Origin of the sequence: Pantoea dispersa, assembly GCF_035783935.1 — a bacterium.
GTDB lineage: Bacteria > Pseudomonadota > Gammaproteobacteria > Enterobacterales > Enterobacteriaceae > Pantoea > Pantoea dispersa_C.
Map to the genome: position 1 here is coordinate 73,098 of NZ_JALKOV010000009.1, position 18,502 is coordinate 91,599.

An 18,502-nucleotide genomic window follows, 5' to 3' on the forward strand; every position below is an offset into this window, starting at 1 on the left:
CGCCGTAGGGTGCGCATTGATGCGCACCTGAGCGCAAAGGTCGCCATCAATGGCGACCCTACAACTGACGCGCACTACGCTATAATGCGTCGCACATTATACATAACGGGAACAGCATCATGGCGAAAACCGCGGCGGCTTTACATATCCTGGTGAAACAGGAAGCGCAGGCGAAAGCGCTGCTGGCGCAGCTGGAGAAAGGCGCGAACTTCCAGCAGCTGGCAAAAAAACACTCGACCTGCCCGTCCGGGCGCAACGGCGGCGATCTGGGGGAGTTTCGTAAAGGGCAGATGGTGCCGGCGTTTGATAAAGCGGTGTTCACCTGCCCGCTGCTGCAACCTTACGGACCGGTGAAAACCGCTTTCGGCTACCACATCATCAAAGTGCTGTGGCGTAACTGATCACTTCTTACTTTTCATCTGCTGCAGCACGTTGCTGCACTGATTGTCATCGGTGTCGCTCGGTGAAATCAGCGCCAGCAATGCGGCCGCCGGGGCGACCACTGCACCCAGCGCGACGGCTGCCGCACCGCGCGCCAGCAGCGGACCGGCTTTGACCCCGGCATCCGGATTTTTGAAGGTGCCGCGTACATACAGCGGCGAGCGCAGCGTAATGATGCGAATGCCCTTGCTCTCCGGATTGATCGACAGATCGAGTCGCTCATTAGCAAAGTTGGCGTTGCCGGTGACGTTAATCACCGCGTTCTCGGTATCGAACACGAACAGCCGCGGCGTCGCCAGCCCCTGGCGGATGTTCAGGTCGGTCGCAGCACAGTTGATGCGCACCTCATCGTCACCAAACAGTTTGCCCACCACATAGTTACCGACGTTCAGCCCGGCGATTTCCATCAGGCTGCGGCTGATCAGACCATCGTTCATCAACAGTTTCAGCTCACCGTTGCTGGTGCCCAGCAGGTCGGCCACCGAATTGCCGGTGCCGGTTAAACTGGCGTCACCGTTGAGCTGGCCGAGGCTGCGCTGCATGGCGGTGACATCCGGGAACAGCTGACGCAGCTGCAGCTTGCGCGCGTGCAGGTCGGCGCGGCCGCGCATCGGCGAGCGATCGCCCTCCAGATGGATGGTCGAATTGATGTTACCGCCGGCCATGCCGAAGCGCAGCGGATCGAGCAGCAGGTCGCCATTTTTCAGCTGCAGGTGGGTATAGAGATCGCTGAGCGGCAGCTTGCTGCTGTGCTCGATGCGCTTACCGCTGAACTTCACGTCAGCGTCCATCACATCCCAGTTTTTGGTATCGAACTTGTCATGCGGCAGCACGCGATCCGCCGGCTGGGTGCTGGCCTCGCCGCGCTGCGCTTTGGCCTGCGCCGTTTTCTCGCTGCCTTTACCGGAATTAACACCAATCAGCGGTCCGAGGTCCGCCATGCGCAGCTGGTTCGACGTCAGTTCGCCGCTCAGCGTCGGACGCGGTTTGCCCTGACGATAGCTGAGCGAGCCGTGAATATCGCTGTCGCCAATATGGCCGTTGAATTTCTCGTAGCGGAACAGCGGCCCTTTCTCTTCGTTAAAGCGCGCGATCAGATGGCCGTCGGTTTCGTACGGTGGGGTGTCCGGCAGCAGCACGCCGGTTAAGCCGTAGAGATTTGCCAGCGTGTCGCCGGCGAAGCGCAGCCGCACATCCAGCCCGCCGAGATTGAGCGGATCCTGCAGCGTGCCATCCACGCGGACCCGCGTGGTGCCGTTACGCACGTCGAGCTGCAGCGGAAACGGTGTGGTTTTACTGCGCAGCGACAGCATGCCGCCAATCCTGCCATCACCGTCGAGTTTCTGGTTGTTATAAGTACCGCTCGCCTGCCAGCCAAACACAAAATCGCCGGCGCCTTTCTGCTGGTCGTTGCCGCCCGCGACCTGCGCATACGGTACCGGTTTACCCAGCGGATTGATTTTCACCGTCACATCGGCTTTGTTGATGGCATCGCGATAGCGCAGCTGTCCCTGATCGAACAGGATGTTATCCAGACGGAATGACCACGCCGATGGCGGCGCGTTGGGATCGCTGTTTTCGCTGCTGGCGAGGTTGAAGGTCCAGTTATTTTTCTTATCGGCGGTCTGCACCAGGCGCGCATCCGGCTGTTGCATCTTAATCCACGGCAGGTAAATCTCTTTGTGCAGCAGCGCCAGCGGTGCCAGCGTGGCTTCCACCCGCTGCAAATGCACCATCGTCACTTCCGGCACGCTGGGCGGATTCCCGAGCATGACATCGTCAGCGTGCACCTGCGGCCACGGCACCCAGCTGCGCCAGCCTGGCTCTTCGCGATTGCGTACCCAGGCGACGCCGAGATCGCCGCGAATCGCGAACGGTCGATTGAGTTCTGCCGAGACTTTCTGGTTGATGGTTGGCTTCAGGCGGTTCCAGTCAAAGGTGGCGATAATCACCACGACCACCACAACCAGCAACAATAAAATCCCGACCACCCAACTGATAATTTTTCCTGTGCGCGACATTTCGCCTCCTCCTTGCCCTTTCACGTCTCCTTAAAGATAGTCGAGACGCGGCAGAACGGAATTACGGAAGCTCAAGTAGCAGGTTTTCCAGCTGGCTAAACGGCTGCGGACGCGAAAAAAAATAGCCCTGTGCGGCCATCGCGGGCGAGTTGCGTACCTGCTGCCACTCTTCGGCGTTTTCCACCCCTTCGACGATCACGCCGTTGCAGTAACGGTTGATCAAGGCCAGCAGCATCGAGAACAGCGAGCGGCCTTCGTCACTGGCGCGCAGCAGCATAAACAGTTCGCGCGACAGTTTAATGTAGTCGTAGCGCAGTTCGGTCAGCGCCGAGAAGTTGGCCATGCCGGAACCAAAGTCATCCAGCCACAGCGGGCCAAGCTCCGGCATTTGCGCCACCATCTCCTCCTGCGGCAGCGCGTGATGCTCGGTCAGCTCGAAGCGCACCCACGGCAGCCGGGCGATCAGGACGCGCACCGGCGCATGCTGCTGAATGGCCAGCAGCGTCGGGCCATCAATATTGACCGAGGCCACCAGCTGACGCTGGCTGAAGAAAGGAGCCCACTGCACCAGCAGCTCCAGCTGCTCCTGGACGATGTCGAGACGCTGGGCGATCGTCAGCGCCTCGAAATAGTCTTCGGGGGATAGGTTTTGGTTCGGTGCGGCGGGATGCACCACGGCCGTGAGCAGTTCAATGGCCAGCAAGCGGCCGGAAACCTGGTAAATCGGCTGGAAAGTGTAGCATCGCTGGCACTGCTGCCAGTAGAGACTGGTTTCCTGTTGTTGCTCAAGTTCATGAGAAAAAGGCAGCCGATGACTCAAATTCTTCATCACCATGGTTTTTTCCTGGTTGGTATTGAGTGACTGCAAATAGCATCTCAGCGGCAAGTATCGGCTATCCGCTGGATGACTTTGTTGGTCTGCGCAGCCACACGAGCTGTTGAGTCTAGCAGCGCGCCGGAGGCTTAATCGGCAAAACAACCCCCGGTTTGGCCGCTAAATCGGTGCGGAAACGCGGTTTTGCGCCTTAAGGCAAATTAAAACAGCGTTTTAAAAACCATTGACGACTGCCATACCAGACGCGAGACTAGAGCGCAGCATTCACTACAGGCCAAACACCATGACGCAGAAAACCATCGCCATCATTGGCGAATGCATGATTGAGCTGTCCGAAAAAGGTGAGAACATCAAACGCGGCTTTGGCGGCGATACGCTGAATACCGCGGTCTATCTGGCGCGTCAGAGCGATCCCAGCCAGCTGCGCGTGGAGTATGTCACCGCACTGGGCAGCGACAGCTTCAGCGACCAGATGATCGCCGCCTGGCAGCAGGAGCAGGTGCAAACGCAGCTGGTGCAGCGCCTGGCAAACAAAATGCCCGGGCTCTACTTCATCGAAACCGATGCCCACGGCGAGCGCACCTTCTGGTACTGGCGCAGCGATGCCGCTGCGCGCTTCTGGCTGGACAGCCCGCAGGCTGACGCCGTCTGCCAGCAGCTGGCGCACTATGATTATCTCTACCTGAGCGGCATCAGCCTGGCGATTCTGCCAGACGCCAGCCGCGAGAAGCTGATGGCGCTGCTCAGCGCCTGCCGGCAAAACGGTGGCACCGTGATTTTTGACAACAACTACCGGCCGCGTCTGTGGGCGGATAGCGCCAGTGCGCAGCAGGCGTATGCGGCGATGCTGCGCCACACCGATATCGCCTTCCTGACGCTGGATGATGAGCACCTGCTATGGGGCGGACAGCCACTGGCGGAGGTGATTGCGCGCACGCGCGCCGCCGGCGTGCAGGAAGTGGTGATCAAGCGCGGTGCCGATTCCTGCCTGGTAGCGCTGAATGACGAACCGCTGCGGGAGATCGCCGCCATCAAACTGGCACCAGAGCAGGTCGTTGATACCACTGCCGCTGGCGACTCCTTCAGCGCCGGTTATCTGGCGGTGCGTCTTGCGGGCGGCAGCGTGGAGCAGGCTGGCGCGCGCGGTCATCTTACCGCCAGCACGGTGATTCAGCATCGCGGCGCGATTATTCCCCGCAGCGCGATGCCGCAGACGGAGTAAACCACGCGCGCTCGTCGCGCCGCGCGGCCTGATGCGCGTCGCGACTTTCCTCTCTGCACTGACGGCAGAATGATTATCGTGATGACAAATATCCGCACGTCAGTTTGGCTTAATCAGGCAGATTATCCGGATAATTTTAACCATTAGCGCACGCTGTTCAGCGTCCCGTTCCGCTGTCGCCCACCACTTTAGTTTCGCTAATCATATCGATTTAAATTCAATGCATTACGGCAACAAACCAGCCCGCCAGGCATAGTCCGAAACTGGCGACGGCGAGGGTTTTCGGCTGGACGATTGCGCGAAAAAAGACCATGTTTTAATCAACCACAGCAGGACGCTGTCAGGTCGACCGCGAACACAATAATGACAACATGACTCGCTCAGGACAGATTTATGCACACAGAAATTATCAATATCTGGCCGCACGGTGATGCGCCAGGCGCGAGTGATTCGCGCGCTCAGCCGCAGATCGTCGATCTGGCCAAAGAGTACGAACCTTACGACCGCGCCGCCACCGGCGTGCGCTGCCCGGAAATGGCGATCTGGCATCCGGAAACTTCAAACGGCATCACGCTGCTGGTGGCGCCAGGCGGCGGTTATCAGCGCGTACTGATCGACCGTGAAGGCAGCGCCCTCGCCACTTTTTTCACCTCGATGGGATATACGCTGGCGGTGATGACTTATCGCCTGCCGTACGACGGCCACCACGAAGGCCCGGATGCGCCGCTGGCTGACGCCCAGCGTGCGGTGCGCGTGCTGCGCGAACGCTCACAGCGCGGCCTCAACGGTAAGTACATCGTGATGATGGGTTTTTCGGCCGGCGGACACGTAGCCGCCAGCCTCGGTACCCGCTTTGGCGAAAAACTCTATCCGCTGCAGGATCAGGCCGACAGCCTGTCACCGCGGCCTGACGCAATGGTGCTGCTGTATCCGGTCATCAGCATGCGCGACGGTCTGGCGCATGAGAGTTCACGCACCCGTCTGCTGGGCGCGTGGCCGGATCAGAAAACCATTGATGCTTACTCGCTCGAGACACGCGTGCACGGCCAGACGCCGCCAACGCTGCTGATCCACGCCGCTGATGATGAGACGGTTTCCGTCAATAACAGCATGGCGTTCTTCAGCGCCCTGCGTGAGCACAAAGTCCCGGCGGAGATTCATTTTTATCAGAAAGGCGGTCACGGCTTTGGGATTCGTGGCGTCGCGGACCTGCCGCTGGCCAGCTGGCCGATGCTGGTAACCGAATGGCTGCGCGCGAAGACCTGATTCCCTTCGCGCTTTGCACCGCAGCGGCGGGCGTTCACCCCAGTCACCTGCTGAAGTCAGCGCCTGGGGATGAACGCACCTGCCGCCTTGCTGCCGCGCACGCTATGTCGGGGATCTCATGCGCCCGATGTCATGACGAGGGATGAGCCGGATCGATCGCGCTCGCACTGCCATTATTTTCTGGTTTTGCCTCATCCGCTGCAGCGGGTGCGGCAGGCGCATCAGGCAGCTTCATCACTTTATCCCAGCTGTCCTGCAGCATTTTCACGTTGGTTTCCGGCTCACCCTGCGGCTGAATCAGCACCATGGTCAGCTCCTGGGTTAACTGCTGGCGCAGCTCCTGATTGAGCTGGTCACGCGTTAACTCACTGAGAAACGCCTGACGCAGTTTCTGATACTGCTCCGGCGCGATGTCCACCACGGAATTCTGCTGCGAGCGCAGGCGCTGTCCCATCAGAATATCGGTATCGGTGCGCGCATAGGTGGCAAACAGCTTGTTCAGCTCCAGCAGCTTCTGCGCCATCAGCGCATCGAACTCGTCCTGCGGCAGCCCTTTGTCACGAACCACCGCCAGCTCACGCGCGACCTGATTCATGTTCTGCGCCAGCGACGCGTTAGGCGAATCCATGTTGATGGAGCACTGGGCACGCTGATACAGCACGCGGCAGTCGAAGCCGACCTGCACATTTTGCGCTTTGCTGTCGGCCAGCGCGCGCTGCACGTGCCAGAACAGCGCTTCACGCGCCAGATCGCTCTGCCAGTAGCGCTGCAGATTCTGCGAGTCACGAATCGGCTGCCACGGTGTATCCCACACCAGCGACAGGCGATCCTGCATCATGCTGCCGTTAACAAGGTTAACCGGCTGATGCGGCAGCGGCGACAGCGTAGGCAGCGCGGCCGGTGCCACGCGTTTGCCCTGCAGCGGCGAGAACGCTTTGTTGATCTGCTCCGCCATGCTGCGGCTATCCACGTTGCCGACCACATACAGCGTCATGCCGTCCGGCGTGTACCACTGCTGATAAAACGCATTGAGCTGCGCGATATCCACCGGCGCACGCGGCTGCTCGCCCGGATCGTGCGCCAGCATGGTCGACCCTTTCAGGCGATAGCGCCACCACACATCCTGGGTGTTGGGCGGCCAGGTCGCGATGGGATCGGTGGCGGTCAGGGCGGTCGAAACCACTTGCTCATTGATGGTCATTTTGCCAGCGGTGGCCGCCAGCCAGTTGAGCGCTTCTTTCAGCAGCTCCGGCCGGTTGTTCGGCAGGCTGAGATTGTATTGGGTGAAATCATACGACGAGATGGCCGGCGGCAGCGGTCGCTGCGGATCCATCGCCTGTTGCCACAGTGCGCGTTGCTGATTGGTATCCAGCGCGGTGTTATGCACCATCGCCAGACGCGGTAACAGATGGCTGAAGCCGGTCTGCTGGGCGCTTTCCACCAGCGAACCGGTATTAACAATCAGACGCAGCTCGATGCGATCGCTCGGACGTTGTGGCGTGGTCAGCAGCTGCCAGCTGAAACCGTTGTCCAGTTTGCCTTCCTGCCAGGCGGGATCAGGCTGAAGTGTTTCGGCGTGAACGCCGAAGCCAGATGCCGCAAGCAGCCATCCGCCAACCAAAAGCCGAATTCTGGTGCCCTGCATGTGAACCCCTACTCAAACAGATAAACGCTCGTGCGCGCGCCATGGGCGGCCGCTTTTCAGCGAACCACGGCGGCAGGCTGCCGCCACGTTTATACAACGACAGACTCTTTGACCACAGGAAGGTCAGGATGTCGCGCGACGAGGAAAAAAATCGGGAAAAAAATCAATGGGGTTATTATGCAAATGCCCGCTGTCAGGGCAAGCGACAGCGGGCATTTCACGACAAATTAACGCAAATAGAGGATTACGCGCTGGTCTGTGAAGCGTTATTGACCTTTTTCGCTGAAGAAAGCGTCGCTTTCATTTGCGCTTCATCCAGCTGACCGACCCACTTCGCCACCACCACGGTCGCGACACCGTTACCGACCAGGTTGGTCAGCGCACGCGCTTCTGACATAAAGCGGTCGATACCGAGAATCAGCGCCAGACCGGCCACCGGCAGATGTCCCACCGCCGACAGCGTGGCCGCCAGCACGATGAAGCCACTGCCGGTAACGCCTGCCGCGCCCTTGGAGGAGAGCAGCAGCACCACTAACAGCGTGATCTGGTGGAAGACATCCATGTGCGCGTTAGTCGCCTGAGCGATAAACACTGCCGCCATGGTCAGGTATATCGAGGTGCCATCAAGGTTGAACGAGTAGCCGGTTGGAATCACCAGCCCGACCACCGACTTCTTACAGCCCAGCTTCTCCATCTTATCCAGCATGCGCGGCAGCGCCGACTCGGACGAAGAGGTACCCAGTACAATCAGCAGCTCTTCTTTGATGTAGGCAACAAACTTAAAGATGTTGAAGCCGGCCCAGCGGGCAATAATGCCCAGCACAATCACCACGAACAGCACGCAGGTGATGTAGAAGCAGATAATCAGCTGCCCCAGCTGCACCAGAGAGCCGACACCGTATTTACCGATGGTGAACGCCATGGCACCGAAGGCACCGATCGGCGCCAGACGCATGATCATGTTGATCACGCCGAAAATCACCTTCGAGAAGCTCTCAATGACGTTGAACATCACGGTGCCCGCGTTGCCGAGACGATGCAGGGCAAAGCCGAACAGGATAGCGAACAGCAGCACCTGCAGGATGTTACCGCTGGCGAAGGCACCGACCACGCTGTTCGGGATCACGTCCAGCAGGAAGGCAATCACGCCCTGCTGCTCAGCCTGCTGCGCGTAGACCGCGACCGCTTTGGCATCCAGCGTTGCCGGGTCGACGTTCATGCCGGCGCCCGGCTGAATCACGTTGACCACCACCAGACCGATAATCAGCGCGATGGTACTGACAATTTCGAAATAGAGCAGCGCCACTGCGCCGGTCCGTCCAACTGCTTTCATGCTCTCCATGCCGGCAATACCGGTCACCACCGTACAGAAAATCACGGGGGCGATGATCATCTTGATCAGCTTAACGAAGCCATCGCCAAGCGGCTTCATTTGCGCGCCTAACTCAGGGTAGTAGTGGCCTAACAGGACGCCGATGCCGATGGCAACCAGCACCTGAAAGTAGAGGCTTTTGAACAGTTTCATAACAGGTGTCCAGGTATAGACGGCATTCACCGCCATTGTTATGGAGAAACGCATGCGGCAAGCCGCCTGGAAGCGTATGACCTTACCGATGGCGAGGAAAATAACACTCTGTTAACAGGATTAGTATACCCTTACATTCCTTACAAAAGTTACAAAACTCTAACTATGAACTGAAACGCTTCAGCACCCCATAACGGTGCAATTCTGCAAGGAAAATCAATAAATAAGGTGATTATTCAGACGGTGACAAGCTGGCCAGCCAGCGGTCATTGAACACGGTTAAAGGCAGGGCTTCAGCATATAAGTAGCCCTGCCCTATGGTAATTCCGCGCGCCAGCAGCCAGTCGCGCTGTTCGGCGGTTTCGACCCCTTCAGCGATCACGTCGAGGTGAATGATGTCGGCAATGGCCGCCACGATGCGCACCATGGTGTCATCATCCGGCAGCGCGGCGACAAAGCTGCGGTCCATTTTCAGCTTATTGACCGGCAGCGCTTTGAACTGGTGCAGATAGTTGAGGTTGGAGTAGCCCATGCCGAAATCGTCCAGCGCCACCGCAACGCCGGTTTGCTGCAGCGAACGCAGCAGCGCCATCGCCTGTTCAGCATCGCCAATCTGCGCGGTTTCGGTGATTTCCAGCACAAAGTTACCCGGCGCGATGCGGTGGCGCTCCAGCAACCCCTGCAGGTGCGTCACCACGCTGGCATCGCGCAGCTGTACCGCCGAAATATTGACGCTGAGCGGCAGGTTGATACCGCGCCGCTGCCAGCCGGCGATGATGCGGCACGCCTCTTCAAATACCCAGCGGCCGAGCGCGGAAATCACGCCAATCTCTTCGGCGCTGGCAATAAACTCTTCGGATAACCCATAGCTGCCGTCCGGCATGCGCATGCGCAGCAGCGCTTCTGCGCCGGCCAGTTCGCCAGTGGCCATATTGATCTGCGGCTGCAGATACAGCGCAAACTGGCCATCCTGCAGCCCCTGCAGAATATCGTGCTCCTGGGTCAGGCGCTTTTGCGCTCGCTCGGTCAGCGCCGGGTCAAAGAACAGAATCTGGTTTTTACCCTGATGGCGCGCCGACATCATCGCCGAAGTGGCGCGCGCCAGCTGTTCGCTGGCCGACACCGTGTCGTCGTCATGCAGCGCCAGGCCAATGCTGGCGTTGGGACGCAGCTGCAGCTGATACAGGTTCACCGGCTGGTTCACACGCAGCATCAGGTTGCGCGCCAGCCGCATGGCGCGAAACGGATTGTGCGCCCGCTTCATCAGCAGCGCAAAGTCGCTCGGCCCGGTCTGCGCCAGCAGCGTGTGGTCATCGATGGTGCTGCGAATTTTTTCCACCAGCGTCAGCATCAGGGTATCGCGCTGCTCATCGCTGAGGACGCCATTCGCTTCCTGCAGGGTTTCGATGCGGATCACCATCAGCCCCCACGGCTGCTGGCTGTGGCGATGGCGAATGTGCTGGTCAAGCAGTGCCAGAAACAGCGCGCGATTAGGCAAATCGGTCACCGCGAAATGGGTGGTCAGCCGGCTCATTTCATCGTGAATCGACTCCAGCACCTGCTGGTTGCGGTTGTAACTGCGAATCAGCATACCGATCTCATCGTCGCGATGATTATGCGGCAGCGCCAGCTTATGGGTAAGAATCGCCGGCGGCGGCAGCTCCTGCAGCTCGCGCGAAATATTACGCAGCGGATGCACAATTAGCCGGTTGATACACCAGCTGATCGCCACGGACAGAATCAGCGCCAGCAGCAGATAGGTGGTGATCATGGTGGACAGCGTGCTGAGCAGGAACTGATAGACGCGCGATGAATCGGCCTGCAGCACCAGATAGGCAATCGGCTTCGGCAGCCCGCGGTGTTCCACCGAATAGAGCGGCAGCGTAATCTGCACCGGCAGCTCAAACAGCCGGGCGACAAAGCGCGGCACCGGTTTCTCCGGTGCGAAGTCGGCGTGCAACGCCTGGAAGGCGTTCGGCAGCACCACGTCGGCGCGCGACAGAATGCCCGCCGGCTTGAGGGTATTCAGAATGCGTTCGGCCTGCGGGATATCAGCTTTCAGCACCGCTTCGGACAGCGGCTGACGCACGGTATGCGCGACGTTCTCCATCTGTTGGGCGTAGTCCACCCTGCGCTGCTGCACAAAATGGAATAACTGGATGACGATAAAAATTGAGATGGTGACCAGCGCTACGGCGGATACGGTGGCCATCTGCTTTATCGTTAACGAACGACTGACGCGCAACAAAACCTCTCCTGGCTGCAATGAGCCGTGACAGTTGCCGGAATGCGCAGCAAGTATATCCCAGGTCAGCATTTTTTTGCGCCGGGATAAAGGCGAAAATCACGCAACTGCCCCGCTTTGCGCGCGGTTACCGCGTTTTGTCAGTCGTTACTGGCGCAGAGACAAAACGGTGCGCGCGAGATCGCACCGTTTGCCGCGCCGGGTTTACTGCGGATAGGCCACCCAGTCGCCGCCGTTAAGGCGAATCCACGGTTTGCCCTGATACATCATCACGACGGCATTATCATTTTCAGAGACGACCGGCGTCTGCGGCAGGTTATCCGTCAGCACCGACATATTGACGTTCGGTGCGTTGAAGACCTGACCATCCACCACCCGCGACACCAGTTCCGAGATAGCCAGCAGGCTGAGCGGCGTATCAATGGTCAGCGGCTGTCCCTGATGCGGGGCTTTCATGCCGACGAATTTGATGCCAACCGGCACGTGGGTGATCCCCGGGCTGGGAATATCGCGCAGTCCGGACATCTGCATTTTATCCCCCTGCAGCGCCGCACCGTGTTCCGGTACCACCAGCACCATCACCCGGCGTCCCGACTTCTCCAGATTGGTCAGGAAGGTATCGAGCTGGTCGAACAGTACCCGCGCGCGCGGCTGCCACTCGGCGGTGCGGGTGCTGCCCAGCTCGCGCGTACCATCGTGCAGCGGAATCAGGTTGTAGAAGGTGGCGCTGCGCGCATCGCTGCTTTTGCTGCGCTCATCAAGCCAGCGCTGCATCAGCTGCCCGTCGTTGTACACCGGCGAACCATCAAACGAGGTCAGTTCCGGCGCAATTCCGGCCTGCGACATCAGCGGCGCCTGCATGTTGCCATCCTCGCGCAGCTCTTTCAGGTAGTTACCGAACACGCCGGTATGGTCCATCATCAGCTGCTGCTTGAAGCCAAGCTTCGCCAGATTATCAAACAGATAGCAGCGCTGATCGGTGGCTTTATACAGGTTACTGTGTGAGGTCTGGCCGCAGCTGGCGCGCAGCAGGCGGATACCGGCCGGACCGCTGTAGCCGGTGGCGGAGTTATAATTGTTCAGCACGATATCGAAGTGCTTCCACAGCGGATGATCGCGCAGCTGCGCCACATCGATGTCCGACCACGCCAGCGAGCAGATGTTGATCACCAGAATATCAAACGGCTGCGAATCGGCGGGCAACGCATCCGGGAAGTGCGTAACGCGCTGACGCTCGCTGTCGTAAAAGCGATTCAGCCACGCGGTGAGGTTGGCACTGGTGGGCGGCGCGCTCTGATCGAGTCCCGTCGGAGCCGGGCTCGCCGCCGGTTTGTCATTCAGCGCTACCGGCGGTGCGGCGGCTTTGCTGGGCAGCAGGCTGACCACCGGGCCGGCGAGCGTCAGCACGTTCAGCCAGATCAGCGCCAGTGACACCAGCACGGTCACGCGAATCCACTGCGCCACGAACAGGTAGATCACCAGCAGCACGAATGCCGCGCCGATCATCTCCCAGTTAATAAAGCGCTCCAGCAAATCCAGCAGATAAGCTGGTGAGAACCCGGCGACCTGGCTGCCCTGACTCAGCAGCGAGTTCAGACCCGGCAGCCAGGTGTCGTGCCAGAACAGCGCGAAGCCAATTGGCAGCGAAAGCCACTGGCGCAGGCGATGCAGCCGCGCTGACGGCAGCGGAAACAGCAGCCACGCCAGAAACACCAGATTACTCAGCGCATGGAAGTTGAGATAGCCGTACCACAACAGACCAAATTTGATCAGAAAGTAAAAATTCCAGCCGCCGAGGCCGCGCCAGCGCGCCGCGTGCAGCGTCGAAGGTGTGTTATCCATGTTTATCCGTTTTGGTCGATTGGCGTTGCCACAGCCCTTCTGATTTGAGGGCGCGGGCAGGTAACAGGCGCATCAGCAGGCTGGTGCTGCGCCGTGGCAGCCAGCGCCGCCACAGCGATTTCAGAAACAGCAAAATCAGTAACAGCAGGATCGCGATCTGCACTCCATCCATCAGCGTCATGCGTGCGGCTCCTCAAGATCAAGCGCGATGGGTTGCGGCGTTTGCGCACCGCGCGGCGCGGCCGCTGCGGCGGTGGGTGGCGCAGCGGCCGGCGCCGTAAGCGGCTGGAGCTGCGCCAGTGGCGTCAGCTGCCGCACCTTATTCACCTCGGACAAAATTTGATTGTCGGCAAACCACACCATGCGGTTACTGAACAGTTCGTCGTGCGGCAGGGAAAAAATCGACTTCAGGGCGATATCCAGGTCGTTGAAGCGGCAGGAAGAGAGAAACAAATAGAGGCGATCGTCGACCAGCGTTACCAAATCGCCAAATCGACGCGGTTTGCACAGCGTCAGCATCTGCTGCGGCGAGAGCTGCGGCACCGGGCGCAGCGCCACCATCAGCCCTTTGTCGTTTTCCGGCAGCAGCGTATTGTTCATTAACTGCTGCACCGCCGCGCAGAAATTCTCCAGCGGCAGATAGCCCTTTTTCTGCAGCGGCTGCAGCGCCTGCACCAGCGCCGGCAAATCAGCCGGCACGTGACGGGTAAACTGCTGGCCCTGCACCCCTTCCAGCGCGGTCAGCAGGCGCGACAATGGCGCGGCGGTCGGCACAATGCTGTTAACGCCGCACGCCAGCAGCAAACGTTCATCGCTGTAGCGCAGGCTGGTGCCAAGTTCGCGCACCACCATTTTCAGCGCATTGCCGCGCGAGCGGCGCAAACCATGGACCATGCTGGCCAGAGTCGGGACGTCCTGATTATGGGCCAGGCTAAAGATGACGGTAGCGGCGTTGGCCTGCTGCGCGCGCGCATACACGCTCTCGTTATCGCTGAACAGTTGCCACTGCGCGGAAAGCGGCGGCGCCCCTTCCAGCACATCCTGCTGCGCCAGAAACTGATTTTCATCGTTGAGGCTCAGCGGCTGTGACGCGGCGGCTTCAGCCTGCGCAATAAACTGGTTATCAATACAATTCAGTCGGATAGCGCGGTCGGCCAGCAATTTATCAGCGGAATACCACCAGTTAATTCGGTATTGCCAGCTATCCTGCTGAAATTCTAAATGTGCGACACCATCAAGCTGACGAAAATAACGCTGCAGATGATTTCGCAGGTGAATAATTGCAGTTCCGCAGGTGATCATTAGCAACGTCATTTGTTTTTTTATCAACACGCGCCGCACCTCTTTTATCCACACCGTCAGTTCATCCGGGGATAATTTACTCCACAGCGCCGCCTGGCTATAAAACATAATCAAACCGTTGCGTTTATTCATTACGCGCGCCAAATCGCTTGCCAGATGTTGCAGACTGGCTTTATTAGCGGGCAGTGAAAATAAAGGAATACGCGCCGGCCCGCCGGGTGGATCGGGGATTAACAACGCCTGCGGCGATGCGCCCGCGCCGATCAGGGTGAGCGCCTGTTGCTGGCTAACCACCTGACGTAACAGCGTTCGTGCATCTTCCGGCCGCTGGCAGGTTATCCAGTAAAAACCGGGCGACTGCAGGGTGGTTAATTCCTGTTGTACCTGTTGCAGGCCAAGCGTATAAAGATTTTTCATATTAGCGTCGCGATCTGTACAATCCAGGCTAGTTTAATATAGACGGCAACGATTGGAACTGCTGAAATAAAAAAAGGTGCGCAAGCGCCAGACTGAAAGTACTTCGCCAGGCCAGAAATCGCGGGCTGTGGCTTTATACGCGACGAAAAAAATATCACCACTCTTTATCCGTTGTCGTTTTTTTGGTGACAAATAGTAATGAAAACTGAAAATGCCTTTTCACCGATCGCGGTCGGCGGCGACGATCAGGATGATATTAATGCCCTGAGTGACGCCTTTTCGCTAAAAGCGTTTCGCTATATTGATATTGCCCGTGAAGCGCGATTGCAGCAGGTGCTGTCGCGCTGGCCGCTGCTGAATGAATGCGCGATGGTACCGGAGTCTGAACGCTAATGCCGGTCATCGCCTTACAGGGACTGCGCGGCGGCTGCGGTGCCACGGCGCTGAGTGCCGCGCTCGGCTGGGCGCTTAACGCGCTGCAGCAGTCAGTGCTGCTCATCGATCTGTCGCCCGCGAATCAGCTGGCGGCCCATTTTAATCTGCCGCTCGACGCCCCGCACGGCTGGCTGCGCGCGCAGCTGGATCGGCAGCCGTGGCAGCACTGCGCACAGCGCTATCAGCCGGGGCTGGATTTCCTGCCATTTGGCACGCTCACGCATCAGCAAACCTTATCCTTAAACGCAGCGGCAGCGGAAATTGCACAACCACTGCTTAAGGCTCTGCCGGTCCTGAAACAGCGCTATCAGTGGATTATTTTCGACCTTCCGGCGGACCTGCTGCCGTGGCAGCAGACGTTTACAGCGGCCGCCGATCGGCTGTTGCAGCTGCTAACGCTGGATGCCAACTGCCAGCTGCGCCTGCATCGCGCGCACTTTACGCCGCAGACGCTGTTTCTGGTTAACCAGTTCAACGCCAACAGCCAGCTGCAGCAGGATCTGCATCAGCTGTGGCTGCGCTCGCTTAAGAACCTGATTCCGCAGGTAATTCACCGTGACGAAGCGCTGGCGGAAGCACTGATGATGAAACAGCCGGTGGGCGAATACCGTCCGCATGCGCTGGCCAGCGAAGAGATCAACACGCTGGCTAACTGGCTGCTGCTGCACGTTGCCGGCGGTGACGCATGAATCCGCTGCGCTGGCTGCTGGTGCCGCAGGCCTGGCAGGCGCTGCAACAGCGCGCGACGCTGGCGCGTCAGCACGGCGCTGGCCGGCTGACGGTGGCGCTGCATCTGCTGTGGTGCATACTCGCCTGGTCGCTGCTGCGGCTGGAAACGCCGGCATGGCAGCGCGTACTGCAGCAGCGCCAGCGCTACTTCCCGCACATCTCTCCGCTGCGTCCGCGTCCACTTGATGTGGTGCGCTACGCGCTGCAAAGCCTGTGGCTGCTGCTGGTGCTGCCGCTGGACTCCAGTGCGCGCAGCGAGCGTAAACGCTTCAACGCCTTTGGCCCGCTGTTCCGCTGGCGTCAGCAGCTTTATCAGTGGCTGGCGCAACTGCCGGCGCGGCTGGAGCGCAGCGGCGTGCCGCAGCGCAGCGAACGCTGGCTGCAGCGGCTGCCACGGCGCGTGCGCCAGCTGCTGTTCATGGTGGTGGCGATCGCTGCCAGCCTGCTGGCGCTGCTGTGCATCTCGCAGCCGTTTGATATCACCACGCAGTTCGTGTTTGTGCTGCTGCTGTGGGTGCTGGCCATGCTGGTGCGCCGCATGCCGGGCCGGCTGGTCACCATCATGCTGATTGTGCTGTCGCTCACCATCTCCTGCCGCTACCTGTGGTGGCGCTACACGGAAACCCTCAACTGGGACGATCCGCTCAGCCTGACGTTTGGCCTGCTGCTGATTGGCGCGGAAACCTACGCGTGGACGGTCCTGGTGCTGGGCTATTTCCAGACGCTGTGGCCGCTCAACCGCCAGCCGGTCTCCATGCCGCCGGAGATCGCCAGCTGGCCCAGCGTCGATATTCTGGTGCCGACCTACAACGAGCCGCTCAGCGTGGTAAAACCCACCATTTATGCCGCGCTGGGCATCGACTGGCCGCAGGATAAACTCAATATCTACATTCTTGATGACGGCACACGTGACGAATTCCGCGAGTTTGCCGCCAGCGTCGGCGTGAATTACGTGGTGCGCCCCAGCCACGAACATGCCAAAGCCGGTAACATCAACCATGCGCTGAAAACCACCTGCCGCAGCGAATACGTGGCGATTTTTGACTGCGACCACGTGCCGACGCGCTCGTTCCTGCAGCTCACCATGGGCTGGTTCCTGAAAGATCACCGGCTGGGCATGCTGCAGACGCCGCACCACTTCTTCTCGCCGGATCCGTTTGAGCGCAACCTCGGCCGTTTCCGCCAGACGCCGAATGAGGGCTCGCTGTTCTATGGCCTGGTGCAGGATGGTAACGACACCTGGGATGCGGCCTTTTTCTGCGGCTCCTGTGCGGTGCTGCGTCGCAGCGCGCTGGATGAGATTGGCGGTATCGCGGTAGAGACGGTAACCGAAGATGCGCACACCTCGCTGCGGCTGCACCGCCGCGGTTACACTTCAGCCTACATCCGCATTCCGCAGGCCGCCGGGCTGGCGACCGAGAGCCTGTCCGCGCACATTGGCCAGCGCATCCGCTGGGCGCGCGGCATGGTGCAGATCTTCCGTCTCGATAACCCGCTGTTTGGCAAAGGGCTGAAGCTGGTACAGCGGCTGTGTTATGCCAACGCCATGCTGCACTTTCTCGCCGGGATCCCCCGGCTGATCTTCCTGCTGGCACCGCTGGCGTTTCTGCTGTGCCACGCCTACATCATCTATGCGCCGGCGCTGGCGATTGCCATCTACGTGCTGCCACACATGGTGCACACCAGCCTGACCAACTCGCGCATTCAGGGCCGCTGGCGTCACTCCTTCTGGAGCGAAGTGTATGAAACCGTGCTCGCCTGGTATATCGCCCGCCCGACCACGATAGCGCTGTTTAATCCGCACAAAGGTAAGTTCAACGTCACCGCCAAAGGCGGCCTGGTGGAAGAACGGCATCTCGACTGGGTGATCACCAAACCTTACATGCTGCTGGTGCTGCTGAATCTCGCCGGGATTGGCATGGCGTTCTGGCGCATGGCCCACGGCCCGGCCAATGAGCTGCTCACCATCTGGGTTAGTCTGGTGTGGGTGGTTTACAACATGATTATCCTCGGCGGCGCGGTGGCGGTGTCGGTGGAAGCGCGTCAAATTCGTGAGGCGCACCGCGTCGAAATCGCCATGCCGGCGGCGCTGGCACGCACCGATGGGCACATGCTGCCGTGCACGCTGCGTGACTACTCTGACGGCGGCGTGGGCGTTGAGCTGCGCGAGCCGGATGCGCTGCGCGAGAACGAAAGCGTGTCGCTGCTGCTGCGGCGCGGCCAGCAGGAGTTCAGCTTCCCGTGCCAGGTACAGCGCGTATTTGGCCGCCGCGCCGGTATTCGCCTGCACCAGCTCTCGACCCGCCAGCACATCGAATTTATTCAGTGCACCTTCGCGCGCGCCGATACCTGGGCGCTGTGGCAGGACGGTTTTCCGGAAGACAAACCGGTGCAGAGCCTGGCGGACATTATGCTGCTGGGTTTCAAAGGCTATTTGCGACTGGCGGAGTATGGTCCGGCACCGCTGCGCCGTCTGTTCCGTGGCCTGACGGCCGGACTGCACTGGCTGGCAACGCTGTTGCCCCACAGCGTTCGTCCACGAACGGCGACGCTCAACACTGATTTTACCTAAGCTGA

14 protein-coding genes are annotated in these 18,502 nt (G+C 59.8%); 6 read left to right on the forward strand and 8 right to left on the reverse strand.

Annotation, left to right across the window (positions count from 1 at the left end):
* The first annotated feature begins 119 nt into the window (after window positions 1-119).
* Window positions 120-401 carry a peptidylprolyl isomerase PpiC gene (gene ppiC, locus MXF20_RS17250; protein WP_058758095.1) on the forward strand — a complete coding sequence of 94 codons (282 nt, stop codon included), beginning with the start codon at window positions 120-122 and terminating at the stop codon, window positions 399-401.
* Here the strand turns inward: ppiC and MXF20_RS17255 are convergent, their stop codons facing one another.
* Entirely contained in the window at window positions 402-2,462 is a 2,061-nt protein-coding gene (locus MXF20_RS17255) for an AsmA family protein (RefSeq protein ID WP_325970463.1), read from the reverse strand.
* 61 nt (window positions 2,463-2,523) lie between these two features.
* Complete coding sequence (pdeH, locus tag MXF20_RS17260; RefSeq protein WP_325970464.1) at window positions 2,524-3,297, reverse strand: cyclic-guanylate-specific phosphodiesterase; 774 nt, start codon at window positions 3,295-3,297, stop codon at window positions 2,524-2,526.
* 283 nt (window positions 3,298-3,580) lie between these two features.
* Here pdeH and MXF20_RS17265 point away from each other — a divergent pair, with 283 nt between their 5' ends.
* Both MXF20_RS17265 and MXF20_RS17270 read left to right on the forward strand, forming a co-directional pair.
* Window positions 3,581-4,519, forward strand: coding sequence for a sugar kinase (locus MXF20_RS17265; RefSeq protein WP_325970466.1), 939 nt, complete (start codon window positions 3,581-3,583; stop codon window positions 4,517-4,519).
* Between the two features lie 393 nt (window positions 4,520-4,912).
* Window positions 4,913-5,785, forward strand: a complete 873-nt coding sequence (locus MXF20_RS17270; RefSeq protein WP_325970467.1) for an alpha/beta hydrolase — start codon at window positions 4,913-4,915, stop codon at window positions 5,783-5,785.
* A gap of 130 nt (window positions 5,786-5,915) precedes the next feature.
* Here the strand turns inward: MXF20_RS17270 and MXF20_RS17275 are convergent, their stop codons facing one another.
* The 6 genes from MXF20_RS17275 to bcsE form a co-directional block, all read right to left on the reverse strand.
* Window positions 5,916-7,430, reverse strand: a complete 1,515-nt coding sequence (locus MXF20_RS17275; RefSeq protein WP_325970469.1) for a pitrilysin family protein — start codon at window positions 7,428-7,430, stop codon at window positions 5,916-5,918.
* Window positions 7,431-7,674: 244 nt separating this feature from the next.
* Window positions 7,675-8,955: a dicarboxylate/amino acid:cation symporter gene (locus MXF20_RS17280; protein ID WP_031279619.1), complete on the reverse strand. Its 1,281-nt coding sequence runs from the start codon at window positions 8,953-8,955 to the stop codon at window positions 7,675-7,677.
* 232 nt (window positions 8,956-9,187) lie between these two features.
* Window positions 9,188-11,167: a biofilm formation regulator HmsP gene (gene hmsP / locus MXF20_RS17285; protein WP_325970470.1), complete on the reverse strand. Its 1,980-nt coding sequence runs from the start codon at window positions 11,165-11,167 to the stop codon at window positions 9,188-9,190.
* 237 nt (window positions 11,168-11,404) lie between these two features.
* Window positions 11,405-13,042, reverse strand: coding sequence for a cellulose biosynthesis protein BcsG (bcsG, locus tag MXF20_RS17290; RefSeq protein ID WP_325970472.1), 1,638 nt, complete (start codon window positions 13,040-13,042; stop codon window positions 11,405-11,407).
* Window positions 13,035-13,223 (reverse strand): cellulose biosynthesis protein BcsF, encoded by a 189-nt coding sequence (gene bcsF / locus MXF20_RS17295; protein ID WP_325970474.1) that lies wholly within the window; start codon window positions 13,221-13,223, stop codon window positions 13,035-13,037. Before bcsF ends, bcsG begins: the two co-directional genes overlap by 8 nt.
* The gene (gene bcsE, locus MXF20_RS17300) at window positions 13,220-14,761 is read right to left on the reverse strand and encodes a cellulose biosynthesis protein BcsE (RefSeq protein ID WP_325970475.1); all 1,542 of its coding nucleotides are present in this window, start codon (window positions 14,759-14,761) and stop codon (window positions 13,220-13,222) included. The genes bcsF and bcsE overlap by 4 nt, the downstream gene beginning before the upstream one ends.
* 198 nt (window positions 14,762-14,959) lie before the next feature.
* On the opposite strand from bcsE, the gene bcsR reads away from it, so the two are divergent.
* The 3 genes from bcsR to bcsA are packed head-to-tail and all read left to right on the forward strand — an operon-like array spanning window position 14,960 to window position 18,497.
* The gene (gene bcsR, locus MXF20_RS17305; RefSeq protein WP_325970476.1) at window positions 14,960-15,154 is read left to right on the forward strand and encodes a cellulose biosynthesis protein BcsR; all 195 of its coding nucleotides are present in this window, start codon (window positions 14,960-14,962) and stop codon (window positions 15,152-15,154) included.
* A complete protein-coding gene (gene bcsQ, locus MXF20_RS17310) occupies window positions 15,154-15,885 on the forward strand; it encodes a cellulose biosynthesis protein BcsQ (protein ID WP_325970477.1) in 732 nt (243 codons plus the stop codon). Before bcsR ends, bcsQ begins: the two co-directional genes overlap by 1 nt.
* Window positions 15,882-18,497, forward strand: coding sequence for a UDP-forming cellulose synthase catalytic subunit (gene bcsA / locus MXF20_RS17315; protein ID WP_325970478.1), 2,616 nt, complete (start codon window positions 15,882-15,884; stop codon window positions 18,495-18,497). Before bcsQ ends, bcsA begins: the two co-directional genes overlap by 4 nt.
* The last annotated feature ends 5 nt before the right edge of the window (window positions 18,498-18,502 follow it).

What these genes read in the sequence shown, in the direction of transcription:
- bcsR (WP_325970476.1), top strand. Translation starts at nt 14,960, where the DNA reads ATGAAAACTGAAAATGCCTTTTCACCGATCGCGGTCGGCGGCGACGAT.
- hmsP (WP_325970470.1), bottom strand. Translation starts at nt 11,167, where the DNA reads ATGGCCACCGTATCCGCCGTAGCGCTGGTCACCATCTCAATTTTTATC.
- MXF20_RS17255 (WP_325970463.1), bottom strand. Translation starts at nt 2,462, where the DNA reads ATGTCGCGCACAGGAAAAATTATCAGTTGGGTGGTCGGGATTTTATTG.
- bcsG (WP_325970472.1), bottom strand. Translation starts at nt 13,042, where the DNA reads ATGGATAACACACCTTCGACGCTGCACGCGGCGCGCTGGCGCGGCCTC.
- bcsE (WP_325970475.1), bottom strand. Translation starts at nt 14,761, where the DNA reads ATGAAAAATCTTTATACGCTTGGCCTGCAACAGGTACAACAGGAATTA.
- MXF20_RS17270 (WP_325970467.1), top strand. Translation starts at nt 4,913, where the DNA reads ATGCACACAGAAATTATCAATATCTGGCCGCACGGTGATGCGCCAGGC.
- MXF20_RS17265 (WP_325970466.1), top strand. Translation starts at nt 3,581, where the DNA reads ATGACGCAGAAAACCATCGCCATCATTGGCGAATGCATGATTGAGCTG.
- bcsF (WP_325970474.1), bottom strand. Translation starts at nt 13,223, where the DNA reads ATGACGCTGATGGATGGAGTGCAGATCGCGATCCTGCTGTTACTGATT.
- pdeH (WP_325970464.1), bottom strand. Translation starts at nt 3,297, where the DNA reads ATGGTGATGAAGAATTTGAGTCATCGGCTGCCTTTTTCTCATGAACTT.
- bcsA (WP_325970478.1), top strand. Translation starts at nt 15,882, where the DNA reads ATGAATCCGCTGCGCTGGCTGCTGGTGCCGCAGGCCTGGCAGGCGCTG.
- MXF20_RS17280 (WP_031279619.1), bottom strand. Translation starts at nt 8,955, where the DNA reads ATGAAACTGTTCAAAAGCCTCTACTTTCAGGTGCTGGTTGCCATCGGC.
- bcsQ (WP_325970477.1), top strand. Translation starts at nt 15,154, where the DNA reads ATGCCGGTCATCGCCTTACAGGGACTGCGCGGCGGCTGCGGTGCCACG.
- MXF20_RS17275 (WP_325970469.1), bottom strand. Translation starts at nt 7,430, where the DNA reads ATGCAGGGCACCAGAATTCGGCTTTTGGTTGGCGGATGGCTGCTTGCG.
- ppiC (WP_058758095.1), top strand. Translation starts at nt 120, where the DNA reads ATGGCGAAAACCGCGGCGGCTTTACATATCCTGGTGAAACAGGAAGCG.